This window comes from Prevotellamassilia timonensis, from assembly GCF_900106785.1.
GTDB classification, from domain to species: domain Bacteria; phylum Bacteroidota; class Bacteroidia; order Bacteroidales; family Bacteroidaceae; genus Alloprevotella; species Alloprevotella timonensis.
On the sequence record NZ_LT629845.1, the window covers coordinates 442,801 to 465,318 of the forward strand.

19 protein-coding genes are annotated in these 22,518 nt (G+C 46.7%); 8 read left to right on the forward strand and 11 right to left on the reverse strand.

What is annotated here, in order from left to right; all coding sequences use genetic code 11:
* Positions 1–25 precede the first annotated feature (25 nt).
* The gene (gene tnpB, locus BQ5453_RS10465) at positions 26–388 is read right to left on the reverse strand and encodes an IS66 family insertion sequence element accessory protein TnpB (RefSeq protein ID WP_071123148.1); all 363 of its coding nucleotides are present in this window, start codon (positions 386–388) and stop codon (positions 26–28) included.
* Positions 389–454: 66 nt separating this feature from the next.
* Complete coding sequence (locus BQ5453_RS14695) at positions 455–1,447, reverse strand: restriction endonuclease subunit S (RefSeq protein ID WP_083361213.1); 993 nt, start codon at positions 1,445–1,447, stop codon at positions 455–457.
* A 60-nt stretch (positions 1,448–1,507) separates the two neighbouring features.
* Between BQ5453_RS14695 and BQ5453_RS10475 the strand changes: the two genes are divergently transcribed.
* The 4 genes from BQ5453_RS10475 to BQ5453_RS14610 all read left to right on the forward strand — a co-directional run bounded on the left by BQ5453_RS10475 (position 1,508) and on the right by BQ5453_RS14610 (position 4,330).
* Positions 1,508–2,314: a tyrosine-type recombinase/integrase gene (locus BQ5453_RS10475; RefSeq protein ID WP_071123171.1), complete on the forward strand. Its 807-nt coding sequence runs from the start codon at positions 1,508–1,510 to the stop codon at positions 2,312–2,314.
* A 406-nt stretch (positions 2,315–2,720) separates the two neighbouring features.
* Entirely contained in the window at positions 2,721–3,707 is a 987-nt protein-coding gene (locus BQ5453_RS10480; RefSeq protein WP_071123172.1) for an aminodeoxychorismate synthase component I, read from the forward strand.
* 14 nt (positions 3,708–3,721) lie between these two features.
* On the forward strand, positions 3,722–4,018 hold the full coding sequence (locus BQ5453_RS14605) for an aminotransferase class IV (RefSeq protein ID WP_235860075.1): 297 nt from the start codon (positions 3,722–3,724) through the stop codon (positions 4,016–4,018).
* Between the two features lie 30 nt (positions 4,019–4,048).
* Positions 4,049–4,330, forward strand: coding sequence for an aminotransferase class IV (locus BQ5453_RS14610; protein ID WP_235860110.1), 282 nt, complete (start codon positions 4,049–4,051; stop codon positions 4,328–4,330).
* A 231-nt stretch (positions 4,331–4,561) separates the two neighbouring features.
* Here the strand turns inward: BQ5453_RS14610 and asnB are convergent, their stop codons facing one another.
* From asnB to BQ5453_RS10515, 6 genes are all read right to left on the reverse strand, one after another.
* Entirely contained in the window at positions 4,562–6,235 is a 1,674-nt protein-coding gene (gene asnB / locus BQ5453_RS10490; protein WP_071123173.1) for an asparagine synthase B, read from the reverse strand.
* A gap of 459 nt (positions 6,236–6,694) precedes the next feature.
* Positions 6,695–7,945, reverse strand: coding sequence for an MltF family protein (locus tag BQ5453_RS10495; RefSeq protein WP_071123174.1), 1,251 nt, complete (start codon positions 7,943–7,945; stop codon positions 6,695–6,697).
* Positions 7,946–7,952: 7 nt separating this feature from the next.
* The gene (gene prfA / locus BQ5453_RS10500) at positions 7,953–9,056 is read right to left on the reverse strand and encodes a peptide chain release factor 1 (RefSeq protein WP_071123175.1); all 1,104 of its coding nucleotides are present in this window, start codon (positions 9,054–9,056) and stop codon (positions 7,953–7,955) included.
* A 141-nt stretch (positions 9,057–9,197) separates the two neighbouring features.
* Positions 9,198–10,367, reverse strand: a complete 1,170-nt coding sequence (locus BQ5453_RS10505) for an AIR synthase-related protein (protein WP_071123176.1) — start codon at positions 10,365–10,367, stop codon at positions 9,198–9,200.
* Positions 10,368–10,402: 35 nt separating this feature from the next.
* Positions 10,403–10,993: a LemA family protein gene (locus BQ5453_RS10510; RefSeq protein WP_022102220.1), complete on the reverse strand. Its 591-nt coding sequence runs from the start codon at positions 10,991–10,993 to the stop codon at positions 10,403–10,405.
* A gap of 48 nt (positions 10,994–11,041) precedes the next feature.
* A complete protein-coding gene (locus tag BQ5453_RS10515) occupies positions 11,042–11,944 on the reverse strand; it encodes a TPM domain-containing protein (RefSeq protein ID WP_071123177.1) in 903 nt (300 codons plus the stop codon).
* Between the two features lie 316 nt (positions 11,945–12,260).
* Between BQ5453_RS10515 and BQ5453_RS10520 the strand changes: the two genes are divergently transcribed.
* Complete coding sequence (locus BQ5453_RS10520) at positions 12,261–12,641, forward strand: L-rhamnose mutarotase (protein WP_071123178.1); 381 nt, start codon at positions 12,261–12,263, stop codon at positions 12,639–12,641.
* A gap of 79 nt (positions 12,642–12,720) precedes the next feature.
* On the opposite strand, the gene BQ5453_RS10525 is transcribed toward BQ5453_RS10520, so the two are convergent.
* From BQ5453_RS10525 to nagA, 3 genes are all read right to left on the reverse strand, one after another.
* Positions 12,721–13,989, reverse strand: coding sequence for a replication-associated recombination protein A (locus tag BQ5453_RS10525; protein ID WP_071123179.1), 1,269 nt, complete (start codon positions 13,987–13,989; stop codon positions 12,721–12,723).
* The gene (gene abc-f, locus BQ5453_RS10530) at positions 13,986–15,902 is read right to left on the reverse strand and encodes a ribosomal protection-like ABC-F family protein (protein ID WP_071123180.1); all 1,917 of its coding nucleotides are present in this window, start codon (positions 15,900–15,902) and stop codon (positions 13,986–13,988) included. Before abc-f ends, BQ5453_RS10525 begins: the two co-directional genes overlap by 4 nt.
* Before the next feature lie 106 nt (positions 15,903–16,008).
* Positions 16,009–17,166, reverse strand: coding sequence for an N-acetylglucosamine-6-phosphate deacetylase (gene nagA, locus BQ5453_RS10535; RefSeq protein WP_022102215.1), 1,158 nt, complete (start codon positions 17,164–17,166; stop codon positions 16,009–16,011).
* Positions 17,167–17,506: 340 nt separating this feature from the next.
* Here nagA and BQ5453_RS10540 point away from each other — a divergent pair, with 340 nt between their 5' ends.
* From BQ5453_RS10540 to BQ5453_RS10550, 3 genes are all read left to right on the forward strand, one after another.
* A complete protein-coding gene (locus BQ5453_RS10540; protein WP_071123181.1) occupies positions 17,507–18,835 on the forward strand; it encodes a Na+/H+ antiporter NhaC family protein in 1,329 nt (442 codons plus the stop codon).
* A gap of 13 nt (positions 18,836–18,848) precedes the next feature.
* The gene (locus BQ5453_RS10545) at positions 18,849–20,177 is read left to right on the forward strand and encodes a serine hydrolase domain-containing protein (RefSeq protein ID WP_235860076.1); all 1,329 of its coding nucleotides are present in this window, start codon (positions 18,849–18,851) and stop codon (positions 20,175–20,177) included.
* An 898-nt stretch (positions 20,178–21,075) separates the two neighbouring features.
* Positions 21,076–22,455, forward strand: a complete 1,380-nt coding sequence (locus tag BQ5453_RS10550; protein ID WP_071123182.1) for a T9SS type A sorting domain-containing protein — start codon at positions 21,076–21,078, stop codon at positions 22,453–22,455.
* The last annotated feature ends 63 nt before the right edge of the window (positions 22,456–22,518 follow it).

Sequence of the window (22,518 nt, forward strand, 5' to 3'; positions counted from 1 at the left end):
AAAGTTGCGAAAATATCTTTGATTATCAAAGTTTTTCTTTGATAATATTATATCGTTTTCGCCTTTTTGTTCCAAGTCTGATGCCTTCCATGAGCAGCACCATTTCATCCCATCTTATATCTATAAAGACTGCCGCATTTTTATGATGAAAGATGGAAGGGCTGAGCCTGCCTTGTTCAAGCCGTTTGTAATATACTACAAACCCTCCACGTTCCCAATGGAGCATTTTTACCAGAGTACGCGATTTGTTTGCAAAAACATAGACTTCTTGATTGGTAGGACTATACTGATATGTACGAATAATGCCGCAAAGTCCTTCAACGCCCTTTCGCATATCTATGCCTTGAGTATAGAGATGGTAGATGTTATTTTCGTTCAGACAAAACATAAGTACTTTTTGCCTGCAAAATTCGGACTTTATTGGAGTCTTTTCAATACGGCCTGCATGGGATGCTTACAAAGCTACCAACTTCTCATCTTCGGCTTCATTCTTTGGGTTTAATTGGAAAACATCACGAATCCTTACCCATTGCCAAGTTTCAGGAATTACAAATGGTATTTCATCAGTTATATCCAAACACTTTTTGCCTATCTGCTCATAATACTTGTTATCGTCACCACGGAAGATAACAGAATCATTGAGGGCAGACTTCTTTAGCTTGCCTTCTTTAACAAGTTTCTGCTTCTCTGTTTTTATCTGTTCAAGCATTTCTTGTGCTGTACCTTCTGATGCAATTTGCGGAACCAGTTTTCCTTGAATTGCTTCTTGTAAGACGGATTTTTTTATTTGTTCATTTATTATTCTATTCAATTTATCTAACTTCTCTTGTTGTGTTCCATACTTTTCTATAACAGGTAGTAAAGACGTAACCTTTGATATTATTCGTGTCTGTTCGTTTCTTGGTGGTATAGGGACAAGATAATTGCATACAGTTGTAGTCGAAAGTTCCTTTTGTTTAGTACTGCCATCTGATTTGTCTTCTATTACACTTTGAACCGTTGGACTTGCGAAGTAAAAATAGAAGAAAAGAGGAGACATAAAGGGTTTGAACAATCGGATGACTGTTACATGACTATCTGCAACAGCCAGCTCATAAGGGTTAAGCTTCGCGTAATATACAGCCATTCGCCCCAATGTTCCTAATCCTGTGGAGTTCCACATTAAATCCTCATCTTGCAAAAATCGCTCAATAGCGTACTTGGACAAGGATTCAGGCTCTATAAACTGCGCTTTGTCAATAGAGAATCCTGCCCATTGGTTACATTTTTGAGCAACAACAGGATACTTTTTTATCGGTGAATACTTAGGAGACTTCCCTCTTTGTATATATATCGAAACATTCAAAAGTCTTGCCCAACTCCAAGATGTAGGTATCTCAAACGGTATCTCCTCATCAATGCACTTCACCTCCCCCGTAGCAAGTATCTTCTCATAATAGGAACTCATAGAACAAATCCATGCCTATTTATTAGGACAACTTAATGTTTCACTAATAAACGAATAGAAATGGAATTAGACAAATTTGAAGAGTTCCTAAGCCAAGGCAATATGGCTAAAAACACGATTTCGGCATATCTGTATGCCGTGAAGGAGTTTGGCTCTCGACACAAAGAGTTGAACAAGAGAAACTTGTTGGTTTACAAAACCTACTTGATTGAGACTTACAAGCCAAAGACGGTGAACCTCCGTATTCAGGCGTTGAACAAGTATCTTGTATTTGTGGGCAAGACGAAACTCCGCTTAAAGTCGGTCAAGGTGCAGCAACGTTCTTATCTGGAGAATGTCATCAGTAATGCCGACTACACTTTCTTGAAGAACAAGTTGAAGAAGGAAGACAACTTGGAGTGGTACTTTGTGGTGCGTTTCTTGGCTGCGACTGGTGCCAGAGTTAGCGAACTTGTACAAATCAAGGTTGAGCACGTGCAAGTAGGCTACTACGACATCTACACCAAGGGTGGCAAGATACGGCGCATCTATATCCCCAAGACATTGCGTACGGAAACTGGAAAGTGGTTGCAAACACTCAACCGCACAAGTGGCTATCTCTTTCTCAATCGCTTTGGCGAGCGCATCACGACAAGAGGCATATCACAGCAGTTGAAGAACTATGCGGTGAAGTATGGCTTGAATGAAAAAGTGGTGTACCCTCACTCGTTCCGCCATCGTTATGCCAAAAATTTCTTGGAGAAGTTCAACGATATTGCTTTGCTTGCCGACCTCATGGGACACGAAAGCATAGAGACAACACGTATCTATCTGCGAAGAAGTAGCTTGGAGCAACAAGAAATTGTAGATAAGGTTATCACTTGGTAAAATGCCAATAAATGTTCATAGGAATAAGAGTAGAAAGAGATGCAGGTTTCTTTCTACTCTATCCTTGTAAAACATTTCTTGCTTCTTTAGGTGTTATTTTAACATAGAATACTGTTCGAGGTCGGTAGGGCAATTAAGTTAAGGCGCCTTTGTATTCACCTTACATCGGTCGTTCAATGTGCTTATAACGAACGATGTGTATATTTACCACGAACGTTGTAAGTGTTTACTTCGAACGAAGTAAGGTAAATATAAAGTGCTATTTAGCATAATGACTCGTAACGCATAAAAGGTCGTTTTGCCTAAAGAGAACGGAGAAAAAATGCCGATGTGGTGAACATACCAACTGGTGCTTTTGGCTTTCTCATGTAAATGGTATAATTTTGCAACTTATAAGTAAAACCCCATGAACCAGAATATTATAGACCGTCTCAATCATTTGGCTGATGAAAAGGAACCGTTTCTTTTCGTCATCAATTATGATGGCACGGAAGCATATATACGGAAACTTTCGGAAATCTCTCCAGAAGAATGCCTTTATGACTTTGAGGGCATCACCAATGTGAAACGGCAATTGCGCTCCGCGTCAGCAAAACAGCAGATGTGGAAGGTGCATGAACCGGACTTTGGAGAGTACACAAAAAGTTTTGAGACTGTTAAGAGCAACATTCTGTGTGGTAACAGTTTCCTTACTAACCTTACCTGTAAGGTGGCTGTGGATTGCGACCTTTCATTTGATGATATTTTTTTAAGGGCAAAAGGCAAGTACAAGATTCTCGTGAGAACAGATAACGGCAAGCAGTTTGTGTGTTTTTCTCCGGAGTCTTTTGTCCGCATAAAGAATGGAAAGATATATTCTTATCCTATGAAGGGGACACTCGACGCTTCCCTGCCAAATGCAGAAGAAGCGCTGATGAACGACGAGAAAGAGGCTGCGGAACATGCGACCATCGTTGATTTGATTAGAAATGACTTAAGCCGTGTGGCAGAGCGAGTAAGGGTGGACAGATACCGTTATATAGATGTACTGCATACTAACAAGGGTCACATACTGCAGACCAGCTCTGAAATTAGCGGCAAGTTGCCATCAGACTATCATAAGCGTATAGGTGATATTTTGGCTGCCATGTTGCCGGCAGGTTCGATTACGGGTGCGCCAAAGGATAAAACGGTGCAGATAATTCATGAGGCTGAAGGATACGACCGCGGTTTTTATACGGGCATTATGGGTATATATGACAACGAAATGCTCAATTCGGCCGTAATGATACGTTTTATGGAAAAGGACGGGGAGGGCATATTCTTCAAGGCCGGAGGTGGCATTACCTCAAAGAGTGATTGCAGAAAAGAATTTGAGGAAGTGTTGCAAAAGGTGTATCTTCCGTTTGAATAATTACACAATGAAATATGGCACAGCAATTTGTAGAAACTATAAAGATTAAGGAAGGAGAGGCACAGGCTATAGCATATCATCAGGAAAGGTTGGAAAGAACTCTTCGGCATTTCTTTCCATCGCTATGCAATGCGACTCCTATGCCTTCGCTGGAGAAACTCGTGGCGCCAACGGCAGATATGGATTTTTATAAGGCGAGGGTGGTGTATGGAGAGCAGGGTGTAAAGGACATAACTTATGCTGCATACGCCATGCGCGAAATAAAATCCTTGCAAGTGGTTGAAAACGATGCGATAACGTATGACTATTAAAGTGCAGATCGCAGCAGTCTTAATGCTTTGGTGGCACAGAAGGGGAACTGCGATGAAATCATCATCGTTAAACATGGGCTTTTGACTGATACTTCATTTACTAACCTTGCCATATATGACGGTAATCATTGGATAACTCCCAAACGCCCTTTATTGCTTGGTACAAAAAGAGCAGCACTCCTGGATAAAGGTATTATTCAAGAAGCAGATATCACATTGAATGATTTGCGAAATGCTGTGAAGGTGAGTCTTTTTAACGCAATGATTGAATTTGGAGAAAGGGAGGTGCCAATAGGTAATGTCCGCTTTTGAATACGCAGCATCTAACATATTGGCTGGTTGGCAGTTGAAGCGAATGTGGCTACCAATTATTTTGACATTAAAAGGCTGAAATGCCAGCTTGTTATAAAAAATCCGCCGCACGTTCACCCGTTGGTGTGTGCGGCGGACAGATCAACCAAAATAACATTATATAGTTTAGTCAAGTCTCGTAATAGGGGTGCCAGGTAAATGGCATGGTGCTGCAGGGTGATTTTTGAATACCTACTTATTGGCGTAAGCTTCTTCATGCACACCGGCAACGGCACGTCCACTGGGGTCGTTCATGTTTTTGAATGACTCGTCCCAGGCAAGTGCTTCGGCTGTAGAGCATGCTACACTGGGTACACTGGGCACACTGCGTGCTGCGCTTTCGCTGGGGAAATATTCTTCAAAGATTGAACGGTAGTAATATTCCTCCTTGTTCATTGGGGTGTTGATGGGGAAACGCTCGGCTGCGTGTGCCATTTGTTCGTCAGTTACGGCTTGTGCGGTGACGGCTTTCAAGGTGTCAATCCATGAATAACCTACGCCATCGGAGAATTGCTCTTTTTGGCGCCATGCCACATCTTCAGGCAGCATGTCGGCAAAGGCTTCGCGCACAATTTTCTTTTCTATAGTCTTGCCAGGACACATCTTGGCTTCGGGGTTCAGACGCATGGCCACATCGAGGAAATCCTTGTCGAGGAAGGGGACGCGGCCTTCAACACCCCAAGCCGAAAGGCTCTTGTTGGCTCGCAGACAATCGTAAAGGTGGAGTTTTGACAATTTGCGCACGGTTTCTTCGTGAAAAGCACGTGCATTGGGCGCTTTGTGAAAATAGAGGTATCCACCAAACACCTCGTCGGCTCCTTCGCCCGAAAGTACCATTTTGATACCCATAGACTTGATGACACGTGCCAACAAGTACATTGGGGTGGAGGCACGCACGGTGGTGACATCGTATGTTTCGATGAAATAGATGACGTCACGCACGGCGTCAAGTCCCTCCTGTATTGTGTAGTTTATTTCGTGGTGCACTGTACCGATAAAGTCAGCCACCTCCTTGGCTTTTGCCAGGTCGGGTGCTCCCTTCAATCCCACTGCAAATGAGTGGAGCTGAGGCCACCAGGCTGCTTGTGTGCTGTTGGTCTCGATACGGTGTGCTGCGTATTTTTTGGCAATGGCTGATATGACAGAACTGTCAAGACCGCCCGACAGAAGAACTCCGTAAGGCACATCGCTCATTAGCTGGCGCTTGACGGCTGCCTCGAGTGCGTTGTGCACATCGTTGACAGATGCGCCATTGTTCTTTACGTTGTCGTAGCTTTCCCAATCGCGTTTGTACCATCTTACCATTTTCCCCTCAGAACCACGATAGTAGTGTCCGGGCAAGAATGGTTCATATTCATCGCAGAACCCTTCCAGTGCTTTGAGCTCGGAAGCACAATAAATGGTGCCGTCCTTGTCGTGTCCAATATACAAGGGTATGACGCCAATGGGGTCGCGGGCTATAAGAAAGTCGTCGTTGGCTTCGTCGTATAATGCAAAGGCATAGATGCCATTGAGGTCTTCAAGAAAGTTTATGCCTTTGTCGCGATAAAGGGCAAGTATAACTTCGCAGTCGGAGCCAGTTTGAAATTGGTATTTGCCGGCATATTGCTTGCGTATGTCTTGATGGTTGTAAATTTCGCCGTTTACAGCCAACACCTGTTTGTTGTCGGGTGCAAATAAGGGTTGCTTGCCGCTTTGGGGGTCGACAATCGAAAGTCGCTCGTGACACAATATGGCACTCTTGCCACAATAGATGCCGCTCCAATCGGGGCCTCTGTGACGGATTTTCTTACTCATGGCAAGAGCTTTCTTGCGCAACTCGGGAGTTTGCTCTTTAATGTTGAATATTGATACGATGCCGCACATTGTAGTCTGTCTGTTATTGTGTTTTGAATGTATGTTTGTGATGTGCCAAATGTCTTGTGGAAGACTTGTTTTGTTATCACGTTGCAAATATAACAACAATATTCGTAACAGAATGACTTTTTGCGCAGAAATATATGGGTAAAATGCTTCTTTTGTTGATATTCTTCTTGTAGAGTTTATATTTTGCTATTACTTTGCGCTGAAAAGTATTAAAATGCAAAATACATTGTGCGCTTTTGTTACAAGTAGATGGAGGATAGCTTGTGCTAACGTTGGGTCGGGGTAAAATGAAAAATACCGTACAACAGTCTGACTTTTGGGTAAGTCAAGCCCTTGTACGGTAACTTTGGAATTATAGGTTAACTTGTCAACTTGTTCACTAATTCTGCCAACGCATGTCTACTTATACATATAGGCGTCCCTTCTCTTTATGTGTGTGTGGAGATTGGGGCTGCGAATTTATTGATTAAGTTGCTCCATTTCATCGGCAGACAGTATTTTGTGCGCTTTGCTGAAGCGGTTGCGCTTGTGTGGCGTAACACGCTCGTTGCTGTTGGCAGTCAATGGTGTGTCGTCGGGCAACCTGCCGCTTGACAAGCTGTGGACATTGCCTCCGTATTGCCGCCATCGCTCCATGATGCTGATTACATAGTTGTAGGTTTCGTTGCCAATCATGTAGCCATATTTAACAACGGGGTCGCGGTAGTATTGGGCATTACTCAAATTGCGCACGTAGTAGCTCACGTCGCTCCAGTTGTAGGCGTTTCCGCCATGTTTCCGGGCGAGTGATTGGGCATCGCGTATGTGGCCAAGCCCGCCGTTGTAGGCAGCAAGCACAAATTTGGCACGTTCCTCGGCATCGGCAATGTTGGCAAATTGTTGTTGCAGGTGTCTGATGTGGCGTGCTGCTGTGGTTATATTGTCTTCGGGCGAGAAAAGCCGGGTTGAAGGCAAGCCATATTGTCCGGCAGTGGCGGGCATAATTTGCATCAAGCCACAGGCGCCAGCCCATGATGTGGCATTGGGGTCGAAGCCCGACTCTTGATAACATTGTGCTGCAATGAGTCGCCAGTCCCAGCCTGTATAGCGCGCAGCTGCCTTGAAATAGGCGTCGTAGGTGGATATAATACCTTTCTCGCGTGAAATGAATGGGGCACGTACCTTGCGGTGTACGATGGTGCGGTTGTGCAACCACGTTCTTTCCGTTTTTTGTGCTTTCACTTCTACACCATCGCCATACCAATCGTTGAGCGCTTCGGCCAGGTCTTTAGCATCGGGTAGTATGGCCCAACTTGCTCCCGTCTTTGCGTTTTTAGCTCCCGCAGTGGCTATGCCTTGTTTTTGGCAGAAACTGGGGGAAAGCTGATAGGCTATGACGTCAACATCTCCCTTTTTGAGCATTTTGGCCAATTCGGTGCTGTCTGTGGCAAGTTCAACACGTACACCAACTCCCAATGTGTTAGCAAAATCTTCGGCCAGTGCATATTGCAGACCCATGCCGCGGCCCTGGTAGTCGAAGTATGTGTCGGGGCCGCTGATGGTGCCAATAATGAGTTCGCCGGACTGTGATATGCGGTCGATGTTTACGCCGTCGCTGTGGCTTTTGGCCTTGGCAAAGGCGCCATTGTCGCCCGAGGCCTGACTCGTTTTGTTGTGGCAGGCTGTGAGCAGAGGCAGCGTGAAAAACAATATGAACAAAAGGCGTGTCATGACAATATTACATTTCAGCTTCCTTCAATCGTTCGGCGTTTTCGGCTACGATGAGGTGGTCGATGCAGTCCTGTATGTCGCCGTCCATAAACGCTTGCAGATTGTATATGGTATAGTTTATGCGGTGGTCGGTGATGCGGCCCTGCGGATAATTGTATGTACGGATTTTGGCCGAACGGTCGCCAGTCGAAACGAGCGTTTTGCGGCGGTTGGCTATGTCGTCAACGTACTTTTGGTGCTCTTTGTCGTAGATGAAAGTGCGCAGACGTGCAAGTGCGCGCTCTTTGTTCTTAGGTTGGTCACGGGTTTCGGTGCACTCTATTAAGATTTCCTCTACTTCGCCAGTGTTGGGGTTTTTCCAGTTGTACCGCAAACGAACACCCGATTCTACCTTGTTGACATTCTGACCACCGGCACCGCTTGAGCGGAATGTGTCCCATCTAATTTCGCCTTCGTTGATGACCACATCAAATGCTTCGGCTTCGGGTAATACGGCAACGGTTGCTGCCGAGGTGTGAACACGTCCTTGTGTTTCGGTGGCAGGCACGCGCTGTACGCGGTGTACGCCACTTTCATACTTCATGGTGCCATACACGTCGGTGCCCGTAATGGAGCAGACAATTTCCTTAAAACCGCCTGCGGCTCCCTCGCTGGCACTTGACACTTCAAGTTTCCAGCCCTTACGCTCGCAGTATTTGCTGTACATGCGGAACAAGTCACCGGCAAAAAGTGCGGCCTCGTCGCCACCCGTGCCGCCACGTATTTCGAGAATGGCATTTTTGGCGTCTTCGGGGTCTTTAGGTACGAGCATGAGTTTGATGCGCTCTTCGAGTTCGGGTATGCGTTTCTCGCATTCGGCAACTTCCTCGCGTGCCATATCCTTCATTTCGGCATCAGTCTCGTTGAGCAGCATGTCCTTGCTCTCCTCAAGGTTCGATAGTAAATTGGCGTACTCCTTGCGGGCTGCCATGAGGTCTTCAAGCTCTTTGTATTCTTTGGTCAGTCGCACATAGCGCTTTTGATCGCCAATGACGTTGGGGTCTGTAATAAGTGTGCTGACTTCCTCAAAGCGTGCTTCAAGTCCGTTCAATTTATCTAATAACGTATTCATTTAAGTAGGTGTTCAAAATATGTTATACAATCAGTAGGTGTCTATAAAGAAAGAAGTTCAGAAAGCCGGCAACTTGATTGCTACTGTTGTGTGGGGGCAATCATGGTTGCTGGCTTCTTGAACTTCGGGCTGTGTTGTGTCTTAGTAGTTGAACTCGCCAAACTCGCTCTTGATGGTGAGTGAGCGCGGGCCTTCTTCGATATGGCCTACAACTTGTGCATCGATGTTGAAGCTCTTGCTGATGGCAATAACTTTTTCGGCATTTTCGGGACGTACGTAGACTTCGAGTCGGTGTCCCATATTGAACACTTTGTACATTTCTGCCCAGTCGGTGCCGCTTTGCTCTGCAATGGTCTTGAAGAGAGGTGGCACGGGGAACATATTGTCCTTGATGACGCGGCAATTTTCGCCCACAAAGTGCAGAACCTTGGTTTGTGCACCGCCTGTGCAGTGTACCATACCATGGATTTCGGGACGCAGTTCGTCGAGCAGTTTCTTCACGACGGGTGCGTATGTACGGGTGGGGGAAAGTACAAGCTTGCCGGCATTGATGGGTGAGCCTTCCACCTTGTCGGTAAGTTTAAGTCCGCCGCTATATACCAATTCTTCGGGTACGGCATGGTCGTAGCTCTCGGGATATTTTTCTGCCAAGTATTTGGCAAACACATCGTGACGGGCTGAGGTGAGTCCGTTAGACCCCATTCCACCATTGTACTCCTTCTCGTAGGTAGCTTGACCACTTGACGAGAGGCCGACAATAACATCGCCCGGACGAATGTTGGCATTGTTGATAACGTCGCTGCGTTTCATGCGGCAAGTGACAGTAGAGTCGACGATGATTGTGCGCACAAGGTCGCCCACATCGGCAGTTTCTCCGCCAGTGGCATAGATGCCTACCCCCATGTCGCGCATCTGCTGCAACAACTCGTCTGTGCCGTTGATGATGGCAGAGATCACTTCGCCCGGTATGAGCATTTTGTTGCGGCCAATGGTAGAGCTTACAAGAATGTTGTCAACGGCTCCAACGCAAAGGAGGTCGTCTGTGTTCATAATAAGGGCATCTTGCGCAATGCCTTTCCATACAGAGAGGTCGCCCGTCTCTTTCCAGTACATGTATGCAAGGCTTGATTTGGTGCCGGCACCATCAGCATGCATGATATTGCAATATTCGGGGTCACCACCCAATATGTCGGGAATGATTTTGCAAAAGGCTTGAGGGAATATGCCCTTGTCAATGTTTTTGATGGCGTTATGCACGTCTTCTTTCATGGCGGATACGCCGCGCATCATGTATCGTTGTTTGCTGTCCATGTGAACTGATGAGTATGTATGTTTAGAGTTGTGTATTAAAATTCTACCTTGGGTGCTTTTTCTGCTCCGGCCTCAGCCTCAAACTGATTCTTTTTGTCAAAGCCAAACATTCCTGCCACGATATTGGCAGGGAAACGGCGCACGCTCACATTATAGGTTTGAACGGCCGAGTTGTAAATTTGACGACTTTCGTTGATACGATTTTCAGTCCCCTCGAGTTGTGCTTGAAGTTCTGAAAAGTTCTCGTTGGCCTTGAGGTTGGGATAATTTTCAGACACCGCCATCAAGCGGCCGAGAGCTTGTGACAATTCGCCTTGTGCGGCTTGATATTGTTTGAGCTTTTCGGGGGTAAGGTTGTCTGAATTTATAGTTACTTGTGTAGCTTTGGCTCGTGCAGCCATTACATTCTCGAGTGTCTCGCTTTCGTGTTTGGCATATCCCTTAACGGTACTTACCAAATTAGGTATGAGGTCGGCACGGCGCTGATATTGTGATTGAATGTTGCCCCATGCAGTGGCCACAGCCTCGTCTTTGGCAATCAGACCATTGTAGGTGGTCAGTGTGCCGCCTACCATAATAAGAATTAGCACGCCAATCACGAGCAGGGTTATTGTTCCTTTCTTCATATCCGTTTGTTGTTAGTTTGAAAAATGTCTGTTCGTTGTATTTTTTTGTCAAAACCGGCCGCCGCTTCCGCCGCCGCCAAAGGTGCCGCCGCCAAAAGAGCCTCCGATACTTCCTCCACCGAATGAACCCCCACCGCTGCCACCGCCAAACCATATGGGTGGAATGGCATTGCCGTTGTGTGTGTCGTTTGTGTCGGTATAGTGTGTTGTTTTATTCCCGCACTTGGGACATTGCCAAATGGTACGTATCTTCCAATCGCTAATAGCACTGGCGCGCACCCTCTGACTGCTGACTTTGCGCATGCGTGTCTTGCATTTAGGGCATCTTGGTGTGCGGTGGGCAAATATGTATGAGATGGCAATAATGAACAGCAATGCGATAATGAAACCTGCAACTGCGGCCGAACTGTCATCGTCGTTTCCATTCTCAGCTGTCAGGGAATTGTCTTTGCGCACATAGCTGTCAATGCGCTTGATTGTGTTGACAATGGCACTGTTCCAATCGCCAGCTTTTAGTGCTGGCACCATTACCTGATTTTGAATTCGCCTGCAAATGGCGTCAGGCAGTGCACCTTCGAGCCCGTTGCCGGTAAGTATTTGGTAGCTTCTGTCCTCTGTTGCTAAAATGACTATCAAGCCAGAGCGTTGTTCTTTTGAGCCGATGCCATATTTGCGGCTCAAATCCATACCAAATTGATAAGGGTCATCGCCCTTAAGCTGTTTAACCACCACCACTACAGTTTGAATGCCTTTGTCGCGTTCCAACGCTTGCAGCATGCTGTCTGTGGCGGCAACAGCTGTTGGCGATAGCACACCGTCGGGGTTGCACACATAATGTTGCGCGTTTTGCAAGTGAACCATGGGCAATGTCTCGATGGTCCACTTCTCTGCAAGCGCCATAGTGGTGGCTATGGCTGCAAACATCAGTAGTGTGAAGATTTTGCGTAACATATTTGTGATGGGTGCGGCAAGAACGCCGTACTAAACTCGCTTTGTTGTTTTGTTAAACCGAAACCTATGCAAAGATAGGGTAAATCATTGAGAAATGTACGCTAAATGCCTTACTTTTAATGCAGAAGCGTTGGTTCTGTTCATTTTATGGTGCAAATGTTTGCCTCAGAACTGAATAAGTGAGAACTTTGTACGACTTAAAAGATTTGGCTTTGTCGCACGATTTTCCGTACTTAGCAACCTTTATAAACTGATGTATAATAACACCTGTTCGCATATTCTCACGAGAGAATGCAGTAGGGCATATCTTAAAACAATGAAACAAAATGGATATGTGCAGAAGCAGTATGGTATTAAGACCAAACGTTTCTGCCAAACACTTGATTTGAAAAACGAGCCAGAACTCATTGCCGCATACAAGAAATTGCATGAAGAAGGTCACGTCTGGAGAGAAATCCTCAGTGGTATCAAAGAGGTAGGCATTCTCGAAATGGAGATTTACCTGTTGGAAAACCGCCTGTTTATGATTGTTGAAACGCCAGAGGATTTTAATTGGGACGAGTCGATGGCAAAACTGGCCAAACTGCCAAAGCAAGAAGAATGGGAGGCACTGACAGGGAAATATCAAAAGACGAAAGACGGTGCCACCTCTTCAGAAAAATGGCAACTTATGGAGCGTATATTCCATCTGTATTAGTGGGGCGCTCATATGGCTTGCCAGGAACTTGCCTCACATAATAGGGCTGACATCTTGCATCAGATGTCAGCCCCATTCTTTATCTTTGCTTGCCTTTCCATAATGTATTCATGCGGTCACGGCTGCGGTCTTCTGCCTGATTATTGCATGGTTTCCAAAGCACTTCGTCCTTGACCTCATTGGGCAGATATTGTTGTGGCGTAAAGTTTCCCGGGTAATCGTGAGGGTATAAGTAGCCGTCGTGATAGCCAAGTTCCGCCATAAGTTTGGTGGGCGCATTGCGCAAGTGCAGCGGCACGGGCAGATTGCCTGTGCGTTTTACCAACTGCAGGGCGTTGTTAATGCCCATGTACGCCGAGTTGCTTTTGGCGCTGGTGGCCAGATAAACCGTAGCTTCGGCCAACGGAATGCGCCCTTCAGGCCAGCCAATTTTAGCTACAGCATCAAATGCTGCATTGGCCAGCAGCAGCGCGTTGGGATTGGCAAGTCCGATATCCTCAGAGGCCGAAATGACCAAGCGCCGTGCTATGAATTTGGGATCCTCGCCGCCCTCAATCATGCGTGCCAACCAATATAGTGCCGCATCGGGGTCACTGCCTCGAATACTTTTTATGAAGGCCGAAATGATGTCATAGTGCATTTCCCCTTCCTTGTCGTAGGCCAATGGGTTTTGTTGCAGACGTTCGGTGATTGTAGCATTGTCAATAACGAGTGGGTCGGCATCAGAGGCAGATGTCACCAAATCGAGTATGCCTAATAGTTTACGGGCATCACCACCGCTGTATCTGAACAGAGCTTCAGTCTCTTTCACCTCGATATGTCGTTCTTTCAGCACCAAGTCCTTGGTCAGGGCGCGATGTAGCAGCACTTCGAGGTCAGCCTTGTCCAAACTCTTTAGCACATACACTTGGCAGCGCGACAAGAGCGGACGTATGACCTCAAATGAAGGATTTTCGGTGGTGGCGCCAATCAGCGTAATGGCACCAGTTTCAACAGCGGCCAAGAGCGAATCTTGTTGCGACTTTGAAAAGCGGTGAATTTCGTCAATAAACAAAATAGGGCTTTGCTCGCTGAAGAAACGTCCGTTTGTGGCACGGTCTATCACCTCGCGCACCTCTTTCACCCCGCTATTTACTGCTGATAGCGTGTAGAAAGGCGTGTCGAGATGTTGCGCAATGATTTTGGCCAAAGTTGTCTTGCCAACTCCCGGTGGCCCCCATAAAATGAATGAAGAAATATGTCCGGAGTCAATCATCTGACGCAGTACGGCACCTGGCCCTACCAGATGTTTTTGGCCTATGTAATCGTTGAGCGTTGTAGGGCGCAGACGTTCAGCTAATGGTTTCATTGTTCTATTTCGCTAAGTTCGAGCCATCGCATCGATTTTTCGTCAAGTTCTTCTTCGAGCAAAGGCAGACGTTTGCTTTTTTCTGTAAGTTCGTCAACGGACAGTGTGCCAGAGCAAAGACTTGTTTCGATTTCCTTCTTTTCGGCTTCGAGTTTTTCAATGTCCGTTTCAAGCTGCTTGAGTTCTTGCTTTTCCTTGAAAGACAGTTTGCGTTTCTTTTCGCCGCCCCAAGTGTTTGCTTTTGCATTAGTGTTGGTGGCTTGCTGCTTCTTTGCGGCTTCTCTCTCCTCTTGCTCTTCATGTTCACGCAGCGATTTCCATTCGCGGTATTCTGAATAATTACCAGGAAAATCGTCAATCTTGCCCTCACCGTTAAACACTAACAGATGGTCGACAACCTTGTCCATGAAGTAGCGGTCGTGACTGACTACTATCACACACCCCTTGAAGTCCTGAAGATATTCCTCAAGAATTTGCAGCGTGGCAATATCAAGGTCATTGGTCGGTTCGTCAAGCACCAAGAAGTTGGGGTTCTTCATCAGCACAGTGCATAGTTGCAGGCGTCGGCGCTCACCTCCCGACAATTTGTAAATGTAATCTTGCTGACGGGCTGGTGGAAAGAGAAAATGTGTCAGAAACTGCATGGCTGTCAGGTGTCGTCCATTTCCCAAGTCAATGTATTCGGCATGTTTGCGTACCGCGTCAATAACCTTGTCTTGCTCGTTAAAGTCCATGCCGTCTTGTGAGAAGTAGCCAAATCGTACAGTCTCACCCACAACAAAACGGCCTTCATCGGGTTGTTCAAGTCCAAGCAATAGTTTGATGAATGTGCTCTTGCCGGTACCATTGCCACCCACAATGCCCATCTTTTCGAACCGTGCGAAGTTGTAGTAAAAGTGGTCAAGAATAATCTTCTGCTGTTTTTGGCCGTCGGCACCAGGCACATCGAAAGCTTTGCTCACATATTCAGCTTCAAATATTTTGCTGCCAATGTATCCGCTCTTTACCTCAAGTCGTGCAGCCCTTTCCTCACGCCGTTGCTTGGCACGCTGTTCCAATTCAACAAAAGCCTCTTTGCGGTAGCGTGCTTTAGTGCCTCTGGCACAGGGCATGCGGCGCATCCAGTCAAGCTCTTTGCGATACAGGTTGTTGGCGCGTGCTATGTTAGCATTCTGTGCCGTGATGCGTTGCTCGCGTTTTTCGAGATAATACTCATAGTTGCCATCGTAGGTGTAAATGGTCTCATCGTCAAGTTCCAGTATGCGCTGGCACACATTGTCAAGGAAGTAACGGTCGTGTGTCACCATGAGCAGCGCTTTGGTAGTGCGTTGCAAGTAACCCTCCAACCATTCAATCATTGAAAGGTCAAGGTGGTTTGTTGGCTCGTCAAGCACCAGCAAATCGGGGTCAGCCAGTAGTACATTAGCCAGAGCCACGCGTTTGAGTTGCCCACCAGACAACTCTTCTACCGGCTGCGTGAAATTGTTAATGTCGAGTTTCGACAGAATTTGCTTGGCCTTCAACTCAAAGTCCCATGCCTCGCGTCGTTCCATTTCGTCTATCAGTTCGCTCAACCCCGGATTGCCGGGTGTGGCAAGGCATTGTTCGTATTGGCTGATAAGGGTTGACAATTCTCCAGCACGCTGGAAGCAGGCGTCAATCACAGTTGTACCAGGCTCAAACACTGGCGCTTGTTCCAAAATGGCAATGTTGGCATCGCGTCTTGTCACGATAGTTCCCCCGTCATAATCCTCCTTTCCGGCCAAAATGTTCAGCAAAGTACTTTTCCCGGCTCCGTTATGTGCTATGAGTCCGACTTTCTGGCCGTCGGCAACCGAGAAACTTATGTCGTTAAAGAGTTCGAGCGCACCAAAGCGTTTAGTCAGGTGCTGAATGTCGAGTAATGGAATCATTGTGTTTGAGAAATAGGGGGGAGTAAAAGCTAATATGCACACGCGCTTTCAAGGGTGTTAAGAAAACGCGTGTGCACATCAGCACAATGGAGGTTAGCGTTGAGGCTTAGAGTTCATTGGTTACAACGTTGCCCATTTGCATCACGTATGTCAGTTTGAGGTTCTCGTCAAACATCATGAGGTCGGCGTCCTTGCCAGCTTCGAGCGAACCCTTGCGGTCGAACACGCCCATGATTTTGGCCGGAGTTTCGCTGGCCATACGGCAAGCGTCCTCCAATGGAATGTTAGCCATCTGCACGCAGGTGCGGATAAGACGGTCCATTGTGGCGATAGAGCCTGCCAGAGCCGAACGGTCTGCCAATTTGCACACGCCGTCCTCCAATATGACGCGGGGGTCGAAGGCTGCATCGCCTTCAGTTGCAGCGCATGCCAAAGAGTCGGTAATGAGTGCTGTCTTTTCAACGCCCTTGATTTGGTAAATCATGCGCAACATGACGGGAGGCACGTGAATGCCATCGGCAATCATTTCGACAGTCATGTCCTCAAGTGCAAAAATACTTTCTACTGTGCCAGGCACCTTAAATTCACGGTTCTTGTAAACCACCGGCATGGCATTGTAGAAGTGTGTGGCATGAGTCATACCAGCATCGTGGCCGGCCACCACGTCCTCGTAAGTGGCGCGCGTGTGGGCAATGGCAGGTAAAACGCCATGTTTGCGGCAGGCGGTGATAAACTCAACCGAGCCGGGGAGTTCGGGCGCCTCGTCCCAACGCTTCAGACACTTATATTTCTCAAGCAGCGGTTCATACTCTTCAGCCACGGGAGCCTTGATCCACTCGGGAATTTGCGCACCAGCTTGTTTAGGGTTGAAGTACGGACCCTCGAGGTGCAGACCGAGCACGGGGCTATTCTCTTCAGCCATCAATTTGTCACAAGTTTGGCAGGCAGCCTCAATCATAGGCACGGTTGACGATGACAGTGTGGGGAATATCGAGGTCGTGCCGTGCTTGGCATGGGCGTTGATGGCTACGCGGAAAGCCTCTTCGGTACCCTCCATAAAGTCGCGTCCACCACCGCCGTGGACGTGCATTTCGATGCCACCAGGCACAATAGTGCAACCCTTCGCATCAATGATTTCGGCACCCTCAACGTGCAAGTCGTTGTTGCTAACGGCTTTGATCTTGTTACCTTCAACAATTACAGAACCGCCCTTGAGCCAACCCTGTGGGGTGAGAATGCGGCCATTAATGATTTGCTTAAGCATGATAGAATTAAAGTTTGATGGGCAGAATGGCTTGGTGTGCGTTACAGGGCAAATATGATATGCTGTCACTACGGGTTAGGTTAAAGCCTCCCTGCCTGAATGATATCAAGTTGATTGTTATAGCGGTGCGTTGGCCGAATTTGTTGACGAACAAATGAACGACGAGTTGCAGTGTCCTTCTGGCCGTGTCCCCGTCTGTATCACACATTCGCAGGTCGAAAAGAGCAAGGCGTGCCTACTTGTCAGCCTGTTAATATGTTAGCCCGTTAATGCTTAATTCCGCTAACGTCATAGCAAAGGTAAGCATATTTTTCTAACTTTGCACTCAAAATCTAAATAAATGACTACTAAACAACGTGAAGACCGCCGGCTGCGTCCTCGTCGCCGTGGTTGGCTTGCGCTCATGCCGCTTGTGTTGCTTGCGCTGCTTATGGCAGTGATGGGCATATTGATGAACGACTTTTCGAGTGTGCCGATGACCATCGTGTTTCTGTTTACAGGTATAGCCTCATTGCTCACATTGCGTGGTTACAGCATTGATGAGCGTGTGCGCGCCTTTTCGCATGGTGCCGGCAGCAGCGACCTCTTATTGATGGTATGGATATTTGTGCTTGCAGGTGCTTTTGCTGCATCGGCCAAGGAAATGGGCGCGGTAACGGCAACGGTCGACCTGACTATGAGGTGCTTGCCCGGAAACATTTTGCTTGCCGGGTTGTTCCTGGCATCGTGTGTGGTGTCGCTTTGTATAGGCACGTCGGTAGGCACCATCGTGGCACTTGTGCCAATGGCGGCTGAAATGTCGGCACGCACAGGGGTGTCATTACCCTTCATGGTGGCTATAGTGGTGGGCGGCTCCTTCTTCGGCGATAATCTTTCATTCATATCCGACACAACTGTGGCTGCCACCCGTACCCAGAATTGTACCATGCGCGACAAGTTTCGCACCAATTTCCGCATTGTGCTGCCGGCTGCCATTCTGTGTTTTGGAATTTACGCCTTTATGGGTTTTGAGCAAGGCGTGGTATCAGCCAATGCTCAAGGCATCTTGCATCTTTGGCGAGTGCTGCCTTATGCCGTGGTGCTTGTAGCGGCGTTGTGCGGCATGAACGTTATGATGGTGCTCTGTGTTGGCACGCTTTTAACGGGTGTGGTTGGCATAGCCGAGGGGGCTTACACGCTTTCGGGTTGGTTGCTCTCCATGGCGCATGGCATAACGGGCATGGGCGACTTAATTCTCATCTCCATGATGGCTGGAGGCCTATTGGCAGTTGTGCGTAAGGGTGGGGGAGTTACCTATCTCGTGCGTGTGCTGACCCGCCGTGTGCACTCGCGTCGTGCGGCAGAGTGTTGTATAGCTTCATTGGTTGCCCTTACCAACTGCTGCACAGCCAACAATACTGTGGCCATATTGTCGGTTGGGGCAATAACTAAAGACATCAGTGTGCGCTATGGCGTGGACAAACGTCGCGCGGCAAGCTTGCTCGATATATTCTCATGCGTGGTACAAGGCATTATACCATATGGTGCCCAGTTGCTCATGGCCAGTGGTCTGGCTCTTGTAAGCCCGATGCAGATTATCCCCAATCTTTATTACCCAATGTTGCTGGCATTGTCGGCAATTTTAAGCATAGCCGTAACAGGCAGGAATAAAGGACAAACAAAAAAATAACCACATTATAATAATGAAAAAGAAAAAGCGCAAATTCAAGCGTAGTTTCAAAATCTTTGTAGCAGTAGTCGTAGCCATAGTCGCTTTGCTCTGCATAAGCCGCTGCCGTGGGGGCAGTGAAAATGAAGGCAAATCCTTGCCCGAAAGCCGCATGCCGCATCTGAACGACTCGCTAACTAATGAAAAATCGAATTTCGAGGGTGCGGCCGAGATGGACAGTCTCATTGCCAAATATCTTAAGCGTTGGGAGGTGAATGGCGCACAGTTGGCTGTGTCGCGCAACGACTCTCTGGTTTATGCCAAGGGATATGGTTGGGCAGAGAAGGAAAAGAACGACCCCATGCGTCCGTCTAATATTCTGCGTATAGCTTCTGTGTCGAAGCTGATTACAGCCACAGGCATTATGAAACTGCGAGAAAAGGGCAAGTTAAAGCTGACCGACCATGTTTTTGGCCCTCAAGGCATATTAAATGATACAGCTTACACCAATGCCATAACCGATAAACGCTATTTCGACATCACAGTTGACGACTTGTTGCGCCACAAAGCCGGCTTTACGCGATATGCTGGCGATCCCGTGTTTTCAACCCGTTATATTATGATGCAGAACCACTTGAGCGCACCGCCCGACCATCATGCGTTGCTGCAAATTGTGCTCAAGCGTCATTTGGGCTATCAGCCCGGGGGCGACATGCAGAAGTATTGCAATATAGGTTATTTGTTGCTGTCGATGATTATCGAGAAACGTTCGGGCACAACCTACGAACAGTTCATACAGCGCGAGGTGCTGCAGCCGGCAGGTTGCTTTGGCTTCAAAATAGCTGGCAATTACTATAAAGACCGCCACCCTGGCGAGGTAAAATATTACATGCACAAGGAGGCCGAACCCATTCAAGAGTTTAACAACAGCGGCCGCATGGTGGTTAAGTGCTATGGCGAGAACGACATTACGGGTTCGGCAGGTGCTGGTGCCTGGTGCGCTTCGGCAGCCGAATTATGTCATTTCATTTCGGCCATTGACGGCGATGCGCATTATCCTGACATACTTACAGCGCAGTCGGTGCAGACAATGACCAAGGATATGGGTGAACACCGCTTCTCAATAGGTTGGAATTTCACCCCAACGGGAAAGCCTTGGACGCGCACAGGTACGCTCTCGGGGTCAAGTGCACTGGTGGTGCGCTACCCCGACACCAACCAGTGTTGGGTGCTGATAACCAACACCAGCACATGGAAAGGCCAGGGGTTTGCCAAAGATACCATGGCCTTGTTTGAAAAACTCCGCCAAAAGTATGGCACTTCCATGCGTCCGCTGGGTGTAGATTTTGCTTTCATCAAATAGCCTCGCGCGCGCGTCCGGCATTTTATTGCCATTTTGTCTGCACTCTGCACTAAACGTGGTAAACGTGCTGAAAATCAATGCGCTACGGCGTGTAGACAACTTCGATTCTTATCTACACTCTTGTCTGCACGCAGTTGTATTTGTCTGCACGCAAAGATGGTGTGGCAGTGTTTATATGCACGCCATGTACAACAACCGCTGCACGTCATGGGCTTGCATGCACTATGGCAGTGTGAGGCGCAGCAAATGATAACGGGAGGTAGTACCGACAGTTCGTCCGACTGTTTGTGCTACCTCCCGTTATTGTTTTTTCTTCCTTCCGTTTTTCTTCTCTTGCCTCTTGTTGTCGTGTTGTTAATTTGCAGATAATCGTGCAGGCATAGTGCAGACGGAGTGTAGATGGAATGCATCTTTGTATACACATCATAATGCAATGATAATCAACTATTTATGTACGAAAGTGTAGAGTGTAGACAAAAATCGATATTTTAATTTACTGTTGGTAAAACATGAACTTGCACACACTATACGAAGCAAGGCGGTTAGATAAATCCTTTATGTATGCAAAAATGAAAACACTCTGGACTTAGTAAGATGCTAAATCCAGAGTGTAATTGATGTGCCTTTTGGAGTAGATGACTAATTTGTAATAAGAAAAGATTCTTTTGTAATTTATGTTGAGGACTATTGATGGTTACTAATTTGCATTTAAGTGGATAAAATGTTTCATGTGTTGTGATAATATCCCGTTGTAGTGTCAATAGGCTCGCATTCATAGTTAAATATTGTATAATTCACGGGGGGGGGGTAAAATAATATAGTTACTTTTGTCACAACGATAGTTTAATCAATATTTTATAATTAAAGGTTGCGCCCGACACGTATCAGGGAAATAAAGATGAAAAAGACATTACTTGTTGTTTCAGCACTTTCTGTAGCCTTGGCTTCACAGGCACAAATTCTTAAACCAAAGTCAGAATTGGTTGGTATAGGGGACCCTGCGCCAGTAATGTTCACTTGTGATGGAAAGGGTCGTATGTATAATTACTTAGATACTGGCGAGAAAAGAGTAAAGATCTATGACGAAAATCTTGACGTTGAAAAGGAATTCGATTTGGTTCTGCCTAATGTGGAAACGTATTCAGTGACTAAATATCGCGAACTTTTGTGGAAAAACATGCCTCAATTTGACAAGGTGGTGGATCTTGCAGGCTATCCAACTGCAATAGAGAACATGACAGCAGATCAGATACGTCGTGATATGACCGAATTAAACGAATACTACGAGCCGCGAAGACTATTTGGTAAAGAGGCCGTAATAACGGAAACTTCAAGAACCGCTACCTCTGTGTCTTTTGACATAAGTGTAAATAAAGATTCGTTGGAAGTAAGTAGGGATTATAACGGTAAGTTGACAGGTCACTATTACATAGGCAAAATCACATACTCCTTAGTGGATTCTTTGACTTTGAGTGGTGATAGGCAGCAATGCGGCAAATATTCTGGCACATTGAAATATTATGGGCCCTCTCTTACGGGTGCTTGGAAAGAGGCACCAGAGAAAAGTGATGTGCGAAGCTTTGATGTGAGTGCATTATATTTGCGCTACGATGACATGGTGTCACATTATGAATGCAACAATTTCTATATTACACAAAACCTTTTTAATGCTGACAAAGCATATGAGTATGTCGTTCCTATATGCCAACAATCAGTTGAAAGAACAGTTGAAACAGATCTTGATGGTGATGGAGAGGTCGACCAAATAGTGACATGGTATGACTATGCTTGTCCAGGGTTCAAGATAATGCAAGATAATGGAAATGTGGTTGCTACTGTAATGTTTGATGAAGGATATATTCTTAATCGATATGATAGGCACCTCAGTTTTGTTCATTTCGAGAATAAGAATTATATTGTTGCAGAAGTGGAGAAAACTGGGAGCGATGGTGAGACCGAGTACGTAAGTATATTCTATGCGATAACTCCTGGTGACGCTGCCTCAATTAAGGCCGTACGTACTGAACGCACTGGATTAAAAGCAACGCCAGAGTTCGCTCGCAAGAATGAAATGGTTGTCGTGGATTTTAGAGGAATAGAAAATGCCAAACTGCTGAGTGTGGTGAATGGTAATGGACAAACTGTAATGCAAACGCCAGTAGCTAATGGTCAGACATCTTACAGATTGAACACTTCTAACTTGCCAGCTGGTTTGTATGTGGTGAAGGTTGACAATGGCAAACGAATGACTGAAAGTTGTAAAATCGTGGTGAGGTAAGTTGCATCATCCATAAATAATTTAAGCCCTTAGTCGTAAGCAAGCGTTAATAGCTGTACTTAT